10 protein-coding genes are annotated in these 11,455 nt (G+C 66.9%); 6 read left to right on the plus strand and 4 right to left on the minus strand.

Annotated elements, in window-relative coordinates; all coding sequences use genetic code 11:
- Positions 1-56: 56 nt before the first annotated feature.
- From QN357_RS00655 to tkt, 3 genes are all read right to left on the minus strand, one after another.
- On the minus strand, positions 57-1,661 hold the full coding sequence (locus QN357_RS00655; protein WP_134448686.1) for a glucose-6-phosphate isomerase: 1,605 nt from the start codon (positions 1,659-1,661) through the stop codon (positions 57-59).
- Positions 1,658-2,797 (minus strand): transaldolase, encoded by a 1,140-nt coding sequence (gene tal, locus QN357_RS00660; RefSeq protein ID WP_134448685.1) that lies wholly within the window; start codon positions 2,795-2,797, stop codon positions 1,658-1,660. The genes QN357_RS00655 and tal overlap by 4 nt, the downstream gene beginning before the upstream one ends.
- Before the next feature lie 94 nt (positions 2,798-2,891).
- Entirely contained in the window at positions 2,892-4,985 is a 2,094-nt protein-coding gene (gene tkt, locus QN357_RS00665) for a transketolase (RefSeq protein WP_323504283.1), read from the minus strand.
- Positions 4,986-5,241: 256 nt separating this feature from the next.
- Here tkt and QN357_RS00670 point away from each other — a divergent pair, with 256 nt between their 5' ends.
- A complete protein-coding gene (locus QN357_RS00670) occupies positions 5,242-6,183 on the plus strand; it encodes a heme o synthase (RefSeq protein ID WP_134448683.1) in 942 nt (313 codons plus the stop codon).
- Between the two features lie 34 nt (positions 6,184-6,217).
- Here QN357_RS00670 and QN357_RS00675 read toward each other — a convergent pair whose 3' ends face one another.
- A complete protein-coding gene (locus QN357_RS00675) occupies positions 6,218-7,159 on the minus strand; it encodes a COX15/CtaA family protein (RefSeq protein WP_134560127.1) in 942 nt (313 codons plus the stop codon).
- Positions 7,160-7,422: 263 nt separating this feature from the next.
- Between QN357_RS00675 and sufB the strand changes: the two genes are divergently transcribed.
- From sufB to QN357_RS00700, 5 genes are all read left to right on the plus strand, one after another.
- A complete protein-coding gene (gene sufB / locus QN357_RS00680) occupies positions 7,423-8,841 on the plus strand; it encodes a Fe-S cluster assembly protein SufB (protein WP_134448681.1) in 1,419 nt (472 codons plus the stop codon).
- Positions 8,842-10,071 (plus strand): Fe-S cluster assembly protein SufD, encoded by a 1,230-nt coding sequence (gene sufD / locus QN357_RS00685; protein ID WP_134560129.1) that lies wholly within the window; start codon positions 8,842-8,844, stop codon positions 10,069-10,071.
- Positions 10,072-10,073: 2 nt separating this feature from the next.
- Positions 10,074-10,403, plus strand: a complete 330-nt coding sequence (locus tag QN357_RS00690; RefSeq protein WP_134448679.1) for a non-heme iron oxygenase ferredoxin subunit — start codon at positions 10,074-10,076, stop codon at positions 10,401-10,403.
- A gap of 54 nt (positions 10,404-10,457) precedes the next feature.
- Positions 10,458-11,222, plus strand: a complete 765-nt coding sequence (gene sufC / locus QN357_RS00695) for a Fe-S cluster assembly ATPase SufC (RefSeq protein WP_134448678.1) — start codon at positions 10,458-10,460, stop codon at positions 11,220-11,222.
- A 4-nt stretch (positions 11,223-11,226) separates the two neighbouring features.
- A partial coding sequence (locus tag QN357_RS00700) for a metal-sulfur cluster assembly factor (protein ID WP_323504284.1) occupies positions 11,227-11,455 on the plus strand: 229 nt, incomplete at its 3' end.

An 11,455-nucleotide genomic window follows, 5' to 3' on the forward strand; every position in this document is an offset into this window, starting at 1 on the left:
TCCTTTTCTGTGGCAACGAGGCCCGCCGGAGCAGGCCCCGCTGCAGGGGACGACTTCTACTTGAGGGCGCCGAACAGGGCGGCGATATTCGCCGCGGGGTCGGTGAGAGTGAGGGTGAGCACCGGACGGCCGTGCTGAGCGAGAACACTCGCGTCGCCGCTGGCCTGCGCCTGAATGAGTTCGCCGAAGGTGAACGGACGATCCGGAATCGACAGGTCCTCCTGTGCGGTCGCGAGGATCTGCAGGAACACACCGGATGGCTGACCGCCCTTGTGGAGCTGGCCGGTCGAGTGCAGGAACCGGGGGCCCCAGCCGAATGTGACGGGACGTTTCGAGAGCTTCGCGACCAGGTCACGGATGCCGGCGAGCTGTGGCAGCTCAAGGCGGTTCACGTAGGCCTGGACGGAGACGTACCCGTCGGGGCCGAGCTCCTCGAGGAGCGCGTCGATCGCTGAGGCGAGGTCGCTCGCCGCGCCGATGACGTGTGCGGTGCCGCGCACCTCGATGCCGTCGGAGATGAACGCCGCGGGCGCCGGCTCGGGTCGGCCGTCGAGCAGCGCGCGGGTGGCGACCTTGGCTGCCTCCACGTCCGGTTGGTCGAAGGGGTTGATCCCGAGCAGCCGTCCAGCGACCACGGTGGCGTATTCCCAGACCAGGAATTGTGCGCCGAGGGTGCCGCTCACGCGGATCTCATCGGTGCCGTCCGCGGGAAAGATCGTGGTGCCCGCGTCCTCGACGAGGCGCAGGACCTGCAGGTCCGGGAGGTTCTCGGTGAGTTCGGGGGCGCCGAGCTCGAGGACAACGGGGAGGATTCCGGTGCCGATCTTGCCGGTCGACTCCGCGATGAGCTGTTCCGCCCAGTCAGGGAACCCGACGATGTGGGTGCCGTCTGCGACGAGCGCGAGCTTGTCACGCCGTGGCTCCGTCGCAGCGATCGCGGCGCCGAGGATGAGCCCGGGGTTTTCCGGGCTGTCGACCGCGAGCGCGAGCGAAACGGCCTCCGCCTCGTCGAGCAGCTCACCGATGTCGACGCCGGCGAGTCCCGATGGAACCAGCCCGAACGCGGTGAGCACGGAGAAACGTCCTCCCACGGTCGGGTCCGCGTTGAAGACGCGGTAACCGGCCGCCCGAGCGGAGGTGTCGAGCGGCGAACCGGGGTCGGTCACGACGACGATGCGGCCGATGGGGTCGATGCCGGCTTCCCGGAAGGCGCGTTCGAACACGCGACACTGGCTGTCGGTCTCCGCGGTCGACCCGGACTTCGAGGAGACGACCAGCGCCGTCTCCGCGAGGTGGTCGTCGAGGGCCGCGAGTACCTGGCCGGGGTCGGTCGAGTCGAGCACGGTCAACGCGACGCCGGCCGTGCGGGTGATGACCTCCGGTGCGAGCGAGGAACCGCCCATGCCGGCGAGCGCGATCCGGGTGACACCGGCCGAGGCCAGGGTCGCCCGGAGAGCGAGGATCTCCGGGACGAGCGGGCGTGAAACGGCAACGGACTCGGTCCAGCCGAGACGCTTGGCCGCCTCGGACTCGGCCTCAGGGCCCCACAGTGCGGGGTCGAGGGCCGTGATCCCCGAGGCGACCAGGTCGGACACCAGGGTGGGAACGGTTCGGCGTGCCGCATCGGCCGCCGCCCCGGTCACCGCGATGCGGAAACTCACAGGGCCGACGGGGCTTCCGCGTTGTTCTTGGCTGCGTCCAGGGCAACCGTCACGGTGTCGAGGAGTTCGTTCCAGGAAATGATGAACTTCGCAACGCCCTCGGACTCGAGGACCTGCGTGACGTCGACGTAGGAAACGCCTTCGTTCGCAAGGGCGTCGAGGACAGCGTTCGCCTCGTCGTATGCGCCCGTGATCGAGTCCGCCGGGATGACCCCGTGGTCGAAGGTCGCGTCGAGGGTCTTCTCCGGCATGGTGTTGACGACCTCGGGCGCGACGAGGTTCGTCACGTAGAGGGTGTCGGGGAGCGCTGCATCCTTGACGCCCGTCGACGCCCAGAGCGGACGCTGCTTGTTGGCGCCGGCCGCGAGGAGGCCGAGGGCGCGCTCGGTGGAGAAGGCCTGCTGGAAGACCTCGTATGCGAGCTGCGCGTTCGCGACGCCGGCCTTGCTCTTGAGGGCGATCGCCGTCTCGGTGCCGATGGCCTCGAGGCGCTGGTTGATCTCGGTGTCCACGCGGGAGACGAAGAAGGACGCGACGGAGTGGATCGTGCTCAGGTCGATCCCGGCGGCCTTGGCCTTTTCGAGGCCGGACAGGTACGCGTTGATGACCTCGCGGTGACGCTGCAGGCTGAAGATCAGGGTGACGTTCACGCTGATGCCGAGGGCGATCGTCGCGGTGATGGCCTCGAGGCCCTCGATGGTCGCGGGGATCTTGATCATGGCGTTGGGGCGGTTGACCTTGGCCCACAGCTCCTGGGCCTGGGCGACGGTTCCGGCGGCGTCGTGGGCGAGGCCGGGCTCGACCTCGATCGAGACGCGGCCGTCGACACCGTTGGTGCGGTCGTAGACGGGACGGAAGATGTCGCTCGCTGCGGTGACGTCGTCGGTCGTGATCTCGAAGACGGCTTCCTGCACGGTCGCGCCGGACGCGGCGAGGGCGGCGACCTGGTCGACGTAGGCTTCGCCCTTGCTGAGCGCGCCGGCGAAGATGGTCGGGTTCGTCGTGACGCCGACGACGTTCCTGGTGTCGATGAGGTCCTGCAGCCCGCCGGAGGCGATGCGCTGGCGGGAGAGGTCGTCGAGCCAGATGCTGACGCCGGCGGCGGAGAGCTCGGCGGTGGGGGTGGTATCGGTCATGGGAACAATCTCCTTGTGATACATGGTGTGTGACGTGTGCGGGAGTCGGGCGGGGAGCTCAGCGTTGCCGCAGGTTCCCCGCCCGGCGGGGAGCTCAGTGAGCGGCGAGCGAGTCCTTCGCGGCGGCGACGACGGCCTCGGTGGTGATTCCGAATTCACGGAACAGCGTCTTGTAATCTGCGGAGGCGCCGAAGTGCTCGATCGAGATGCTGCGGCCGCGGTCGCCGACGTAGCGGTCCCAGGTCAGCGCGATACCGGCCTCGACGGACACGCGGGCGGTGATGCCGGCGGGCAGCACGGACTCGCGGTACTCCGCTGTCTGCTCCCGGAACCACTCGAGGCTCGGCGCAGACACGACGCGGGCGTTGATGCCCTCGGACGCGAGCGCCGCACGGGCGTTCACGGCCAGCTGGACCTCGGAACCCGTGGCGATCAGGATGACGTCGGGGGTGCCGTTCGGCGCTTCGACGAGAATGTACGCGCCCTTGGCGACGTTGCGGGCGGAGGCGAAGACCTCGCCGCTCGCGTCGCCGTCGCCGCGCTCGAACACGGGGATGTTCTGGCGGGTGAGGACGATGCCCGCGGGGCCTTCGCGGCGCTCGAGGATCGTCTTCCACGCCCAGGAGACCTCGTTGGCGTCGCCGGGGCGCACGACGTCGAGCCCGGGGATGGCGCGGAGGGTCGCGAGCTGCTCGACCGGCTGGTGGGTCGGGCCGTCCTCGCCGAGGGCGACGGAGTCGTGGGTCCAGACGAAGATCGACGGCGCCTTCATCAGCGCAGCGAGGCGAACGGCCGGGCGCATGTAGTCGCTGAAGATCAGGAAGGTGCCACCGAACGGGCGGGTGTTGCCGTGCAGCACGATGCCGTTCAGGATCGCGCCCATCGCGTGCTCGCGGATCCCGAAGTGCAGGACGCGGCCGTACTCGTTGCCGGTCCACTCGTGGGTCGAGTGCTCGGCCGGAATGAAGGACCGGGCACCGCCGATGGTGGTGTTGTTCGACTCGGCGAGGTCGGCGGAACCGCCCCAGAGCTCGGGGATCACGGCGCCGAGCGCGGTGAGGACCTTGCCGGAAGCTGCACGGGTGGAGACCTCGGTGCCGGCCTCGAAGACGGGCAGCGCGGCATCCACGCCCTCGGGCAGGTCGCCGGCCAGGATCCGGTCGAGGAGGACCTTGCCGTCCGGGTTCGCGGCGGCCCAGGCGTCGAACTGCACCGTCCACCGGGCATGCTCGTCGGAGCCGCGGGTGAGCGCCTCGCGGGTGTGCTCGATGACATCGGGGGCGACGAAGAAGTTCTCGGCCGGATCGAAGCCGAGGACCTCCTTCACGGCTGCGAGTTCCGCGGCGCCGAGCGCCGAGCCGTGGATCTTGCCGGTGTTCTGCTTCTTCGGGCTCGGCCAGCCGATGATCGTCTTGAGGATGATCAGCGACGGCTTGTCCGTGACGGCCTTCGCCGCGTCGATCGCGTCGTTGAGAGCGTGGAGGTCTTCGACGTATTCGCCGGTCTTCTTCCAGTCCACGGTCTGCACGTGCCAGTGGTAGGCCTCGTACCGGGCGGCGACGTCTTCGGTGAAGGCGATGTTGGTGTCGTCCTCGATCGAGATCTGGTTGGAGTCGTAGATCGCGATCAGGTTGCCGAGCTGCTGGTGGCCGGCGAGGGAGGATGCCTCGCTCGTGATGCCCTCCTGCATGTCGCCGTCGCCCGCGATGACGTAGACGAAGTGGTCGAAGGGGCTCTCGCCCGCCGCGGTCTCAGGGTCGAACAGTCCGCGTTCGAAGCGGGACGCGTATGCGAAGCCGACGGCGGACGCGAGGCCCTGGCCGAGCGGGCCCGTCGTGATCTCGACACCGTCGGTGTGGCCGTATTCCGGGTGACCGGGGGTCTTGGAACCCCAGGTGCGGAGAGCCTTGAGGTCGTCGAGCTCGAGGCCGTAACCGCCCAGGTAGAGCTGGACGTACTGGGTCAGGGAGCTGTGGCCGACCGAGAGAATGAAGCGGTCGCGGCCGATCCATTCATTGTCAGAGGGATCGCGGCGCATGACCTTCTGGAAGAGAAGGTATGCGACGGGGGCGAGGCTCATCGCCGTGCCCGGGTGGCCGTTCCCGACCTTCTCCACGGCGTCCGCCGCGAGAATGCGAGCCGTGTCGACCGCCCTGTTGTCAATCGAATCCCACTGCAGTGCTGCCACTTCGTAGTTACCCTTCGTCAAGCTAGGGCAGGCCTTGGAAACCCGCACCCGTTGGATTGAGCGCGCCCGTGGACATCGACGTCATCCGGCGCGGCAGGCGAATGCCCATTTTCCAGGACGCACCGACACGCGCCATGATTGGCGAGCACCCCCAAGTATAGGCAGTCGGCATGGCCGGGTGAGGTTGACCGGCGTAAAGCTGAACGATCCTCGAATGGGCTTCCGCCCGGCCGGGACTGGTTAGACTCAATCCACTATGCAGATCTCCCAGGACGCGACCCCCGCGGGCGTGCAGGCGCCCGGCGGCAGGGGAGCGCGAGGCTTCCGTCGGACCTTCCTCGCCTACCTCTCCCTGACCAAGCCGCGGGTCGTCGAACTGTTACTCGTTGTGACAGCGCCGACCATGCTGCTCGCCGAACGCGGGATTCCGAGCCTGTGGCTCGTGCTCGCGACCCTCATCGGCGGGGCGCTCAGCGCAGGATCCGCCGGCGCGTTCAACTGCTACATCGACCGCGACATCGATCGCGTGATGAAGCGCACGATGAACCGGCCGCTCGTCACCGGCGAGCTCAGCGACCGGGAGGCCCTCGTCTTCGCGTGGGTGCTCGGTGCCGCGTCGATCGTGTGGCTCCTGGTCTTCACGAACTGGGTCGCCGCGGCTCTCTCGCTCGGCGCAATCCTGCTATACGTCGTTTTCTACACGATCATCCTCAAGCGCCGCACCGCCCAGAACATCGTCTGGGGCGGAATCGCCGGCTGCATGCCCGTACTGATCGGCTGGGCCGCCGTCACCGGCGACCTGTCCTGGCCGCCGCTGATCCTGTTCGCGATCATCTTCCTGTGGACCCCGCCGCACTACTGGCCGCTCTCCATGAAATACCGCGCCGAGTACCAGGCCGCCGGCGTCCCGATGCTCGCCGTCGTGCGCGGACGCGCCCAGGTCGGCCTCCAGGTCATCCTCTACGCGTGGGCGACCGTCGCGTGCTCACTGCTCCTGATCCCGGTCGCTTCGATGGGCCTGCTCTATACCGGGGTCGCGCTCGTCACCGGCGGCTGGTTCATCTACGAGACCCACCGCCTGTACAACCTCGCTATCCGTCACGAGGTGGTCTCGCCGATGCGGGTGTTCCACGGTTCGATCACGTACCTGACACTGCTCTTCGTCGCCGTGGGCGTCGACCCGTTGCTCCCCTTCTAGGTCGCGCGGGGGCTTCCCAGCAGAGCCGGGTGCGTCAGCGTGCGGTTGCCTGGTGCGGAACCGGGGGAGTGGCGTCGACGGGCTGCGCCACCGGCTCTTTGAGGTGCAGTACGACGGCGGTCATCGCGGCCGCGAGTACGCACGCGAGGACCATGTGGATTCCGACGAGGCCGGTCGGTAGTCCGGTGTTCGCCTGAACGAGCCCCACGACGACCTGGACGGCCTCGACACCGAGCAGGGCCAGGGTCCAGGTGCGGAGCGACCGGCCGAGGCCCCAGGCGCCGATGACGAGGGCGATGGTGAGCGCGACGGTCAGGTAGGCGGGCCAGCTGTGCACGTGCTGCAGGAACTCCGAGTCGAGCCCGTTTCGCGGTGCGTTCTCGTCACCGGCGTGCGGCCCGGAACCGGTCGTAAGGATGCCGACGACGATTGTGACGGCGACCACGGCGCTCGTCACATGCGTGAGGATCGCGTACCAGCGGGGCACGACGGCAGCCCGCTGGCCGTTGCCGGTGTAGACCCGGTAGACGAAGGCCGTGCAGAGCGCCACGAGCACTGCGGAGATGACGAAGTGCAGTCCGACGACGGTGGGGTCGAGCTGCGTGAGCACGCTGATGCCCCCGATGACCGCCTGGGCGGGGATGCCGAGCCCGGCGAACAGGGCGAGGCGGAACAGGTCGGGGCGTTCGCGACGCAGCCGCACGACGGCGAGGAAGGCAAGGACCGCGACGAGGCCGAGTACGGCACCGAGCAGGCGGTTGCCGAACTCGATGACGCCGTGGATGCCCATCTCCGGCGTGTTGACGAGCGAACCGTCGGTGCATTTCGGCCAGGTCGGGCAACCGAGCCCTGAGCCTGTCAGGCGGACGAGGCCGCCCGTGCCGACGAGGAGGATCTGCGCGGCGAGGTACACCCACGCGATCAGGCGGACCCTTCGGTCAACGCTCGTGGGCAGCCATTCCGAAATCCGTTTCACGGGTTCTGCTTCCTCTCGGGCCTGGTGCATGTGAAATCGCCGGGTCCGGCCACTTAACGCATCGGGAACCTGTAGAATTAGGTGTTTCTGGGCGGTGATCACGCGGTTGTACAAACCGCGGTTCGACACCTCGCCGCCTCTAATCATCTTAGGTACGCAACGTAGCCGCCCACGCAACCCGTTCATCGCACGTCTTCGCCTGGAGCCGTGCGGGAATGACCGGACTAATATCCGGGTTGTCGTGGATGGGAGAAGAGGTAAATATGTCTGACGTCCTGCTCGACCGACCCGAACTCGCGGGCCTGGGAACGTACGAATTCGGCTGGTCCGATTCCGACGCGGCCGGCGCATCCGCCCGCCGTGGCGTCTCGCCAGAGGTCGTGACCGACATCTCGAAGCTCAAGAACGAGCCGGACTGGATGCTGCAGCGCCGGCTCAAGGCCCTCGAACTGTTCGAGCGCAAGCCGATGCCCACGTGGGGCGCCGACCTGTCCGGAATCGACTTCGACAACATCAAGTACTTCGTGCGTTCAACGGAGAAGCAGGCCCAGACCTGGGAAGACCTGCCTGACGACATCAAGAAGACCTACGAGAAGCTCGGCATCCCCGAGGCGGAGCGCCAGCGCCTCGTCTCCGGCGTCGCGGCCCAGTACGAGTCAGAGGTCGTCTACCACCAGATCAATGAGGAGCTCGAAGCCCAGGGCGTCATCTTCATGGACACGGACACCGCGCTCAAGGAATACCCCGAGGTCTTCAAGGAGTACTTCGGCACCGTGATCCCCTCCGGTGACAACAAGTTCGCCGCGCTCAACACCTCGGTCTGGTCTGGCGGCTCCTTCGTCTACGTTCCGCCCGGCGTGCACGTCGAGATCCCGCTCCAGGCGTACTTCCGGATCAACACGGAGAACATGGGCCAGTTCGAGCGCACGCTCATCATCGCCGACGAGGGCAGCTACGTGCACTACATCGAGGGCTGCACCGCCCCGATCTACTCGTCGGACTCGCTGCACTCCGCCGTCGTCGAGATCATCGTGAAGAAGAACGCCCGAGTTCGGTACACGACGATCCAGAACTGGTCGAACAACGTCTACAACCTCGTCACGAAGCGCGCAACAGCCGCAGAGGGCGCGACCATGGAATGGATCGACGGCAACATCGGCTCCAAGGTCACCATGAAGTACCCGTCGATCTACCTGATGGGCGAGCACGCCAAGGGCGAAACCCTGTCCGTGGCCTTCGCCGGTCCCGGCCAGCATCAGGACGCCGGCGCCAAGATGATCCACATGGCCCCGTACACGCAGTCCTCGATCGTGTCCAAGTCCATCGCCCGCGGCGGCGGCCGCTCGGGGTACCGCGGTGAAGTCCGGGTGGATGCCGGTGCGCACCACTCCGCGAACACCGTGCGCTGCGACGCGCTGCTCGTCGACACCCAGTCCCGCTCCGACACCTACCCGTCCATCGACATCCGTGTCGACGACGTGCAGCTCGGCCATGAGGCCACCGTCTCCCGCGTCAGCGAGGAGCAGTTGTTCTACCTGATGAGCCGCGGTATGCCCGAGGACGAGGCCATGGCCATGATCGTCAGAGGATTCATCGAACCGATCGCACGGGAGCTCCCGATGGAGTACGCCCTCGAACTCAACAAGCTCATCGAAATGGGCATGGAAGGATCCGTCGGCTAAATGTCCGCCGCCCCGACTTCAACAACAGCAGCACTGCCCACCAGCGAACAGCACGGCATCAAGGCGCACTCGGACGGACGCTTCGGCTTCGTCCCCGTGCAGACCAGGAACGACCGCTTCAAGAGCGTCGACGTCGCCGACTTCGCCCCCGTCACGGGGCGCGAGGCCGTATGGAAGCTCTCACCGGTCGCCAAGTTCACCGACCTCACGGCCGGCGAGCTCGACGGCGCAGCCTACGACGTCGACTCGACCCCGACCGACGGTGTCGCGATCGACTGGGTCGGGCGCGATGACGCCCGCATCGGTTCGGTCGGCGCCCCGGAGGAACGAGCCGCCGCCAACGCCTGGACGAGCTTCGAGAAGGCCCTGGCCATCACCGTCACCGGTGAAGAGGACAAGGAGATCACGATCACCCGGGCCCGTCTCGGCACCGGCCCGCGCGGCGCCCACACGATCATCGAGGCCAGGCCGTTCAGCCGGGCGACGATCATCCTCGAGAACACCGGCGACGCACGCCTCACCGAAAACCTCGAGATCATCGTCGGCGAATCCGCGCACCTCACGGTCGTCACGCTGCAGGAGTGGAACACCGGTGCCGTTCAGCTGGCCAACCACTTCGCATCCGTCGGCCGCGACGCCTACCTCAAGCACGTCGTCGTGTCCCTCGGCGGCAGCATCGTGCGGGTCAACCCCTCGGTGCGCCTCGCCGGTCCCGGCTCCGACACCGACCTCTACGGTCTCTACTTCGCGGATGCCGGCCAGCACCTCGAACAGCAGGTGTACGTGCACCACGACGCCGCGAACAGCCGCAGCCGGGTGACCTACAAGGGCGCCCTGCAGGGCGCAGGCGCTCGGACGGTCTGGATCGGCGACGTCCTGATCGGGCGCAATGCTCCCGGAACCGACAGCTACGAACAGAACCGCAACCTCGTGCTGACCGAAGGCACCCGCGCGGACTCGATCCCGAACCTCGAGATCGAGACGGGTGACATCAAGGGCGCCGGGCACGCGAGTGCGACCGGCCGCTTCGACGATGAGCAGCTGTTCTATCTGCAGTCCCGCGGAATCACGGAAGACGAGGCCCGGCGACTCGTCGTGCGCGGCTTCCTGAGCGAGATCGTGCAGCACATCGGATCCCAACCGCTCGAAGACCGCCTCCAGGCGGCCATCGAAGCCGAACTGCGCAGCACCGACGAGGTCCGCGCACCCGCAACAACCAAGGAGAACTGACCATGGCGTCCACGAAGATCTGCGCCTTCGACGAACTCGAAGAGAATCAGGCCGTCAAGGTTGAGATCGACGGAGTCCCCATCGTCGTGGTGCGGGACAGCGCCGGCGACGTCTTCGCGATCGGCGACACCTGCACGCACGGCGACATCTCCCTCTCCGAGGGATTCGTCGAAGACGACACGGTCGAATGCTGGGCACACGGCTCCAAGTTCTCCCTGAAGAGCGGTCGCCCGCTCAACCTGCCCGCCTACGAACCCGTTCCGGTGTTCACGGTCGAGCTGATCAACGGCGACGTCTTCATCGACCCGACCCCGCACTACGTCACCGCGTAACCCCCACACGTACCGGCGCCTGCGCGCCGTTGAATGAAAGAGACCAGAGAATCCATGTCAGTTCTTGAGATCAAGGACCTGCACGTCAGCGTCGAGACCGACCAGGGCACCAAGCAGATCCTGAAGGGTGTCAACCTCACGATCAACGAGGGTGAGATCCACGCCATCATGGGGCCGAACGGCTCCGGCAAGTCGACCCTCGCGTACACGATCGCCGGCCACCCCAAGTACCACGCCGACAGCGGCTCGATCCTGCTCGACGGTGAGGAAGTCCTCACCATGACCGTCGACCAGCGCGCCCGCGCCGGCCTCTTCCTCGCGATGCAGTACCCGGTCGAGATCCCCGGAGTCACCGTCACCAACTTCCTGCGCACCGCCAAGACCGCGATCGACGGCGAAGCGCCCGCGATCCGTTCCTGGATCAAGGACGTCCGCCAGTCCATGACGAACCTGCGCATGGACAAGAGCTTTGCGGAGCGCAACGTGAACGAGGGCTTCTCCGGTGGTGAGAAGAAGCGCAACGAGATCCTGCAGCTCGAACTGCTCAAGCCCAAGTTCGCGATCCTCGACGAAACCGACTCCGGCCTCGACGTCGACGCGCTCAAGATCGTCTCGGAGGGCGTCAACCGCGCCAAGGCGAACACCGGACTCGGCATCCTCCTGATCACGCACTACACCCGCATCCTGCGCTACATCGAGCCCGATTTCGTGCACGTGTTCGTCAACGGGCGGATCGCGGAGCAGGGCGGACCCGAGCTTGCCGACCGGCTCGAGGACGAAGGCTACGATCGCTTTCTCGTCGATTCGAACGTAGGCTGACCGCATGGTTTCAACGCTGTCACCCGAGCGATTCGATGAGATCGAAGAGGCGCTCAAAGACGTCATGGACCCCGAGCTCGGCATCAACGTCGTCGACCTCGGCCTCATCTACGACCTGGGCTGGGACGACGAGAACGACGCCCTGATCATCCACATGACCCTGACCTCGGCAGGCTGCCCGCTGACCGACGTGCTCGAGGAGCAGACCGCCGAAGCGCTCGACGGGGTCGTCG

This window comes from Cryobacterium sp. RTC2.1 (assembly GCF_035018685.1).
Taxonomy (GTDB): domain Bacteria; phylum Actinomycetota; class Actinomycetes; order Actinomycetales; family Microbacteriaceae; genus Cryobacterium; species Cryobacterium glucosi.

What these genes read in the sequence shown, in the direction of transcription:
- tal (WP_134448685.1), bottom strand. Translation starts at nt 2,797, where the DNA reads ATGACCGATACCACCCCCACCGCCGAGCTCTCCGCCGCCGGCGTCAGC.
- QN357_RS00670 (WP_134448683.1), top strand. Translation starts at nt 5,242, where the DNA reads ATGCAGATCTCCCAGGACGCGACCCCCGCGGGCGTGCAGGCGCCCGGC.
- sufB (WP_134448681.1), top strand. Translation starts at nt 7,423, where the DNA reads ATGTCTGACGTCCTGCTCGACCGACCCGAACTCGCGGGCCTGGGAACG.
- sufD (WP_134560129.1), top strand. Translation starts at nt 8,842, where the DNA reads ATGTCCGCCGCCCCGACTTCAACAACAGCAGCACTGCCCACCAGCGAA.
- QN357_RS00690 (WP_134448679.1), top strand. Translation starts at nt 10,074, where the DNA reads ATGGCGTCCACGAAGATCTGCGCCTTCGACGAACTCGAAGAGAATCAG.
- sufC (WP_134448678.1), top strand. Translation starts at nt 10,458, where the DNA reads ATGTCAGTTCTTGAGATCAAGGACCTGCACGTCAGCGTCGAGACCGAC.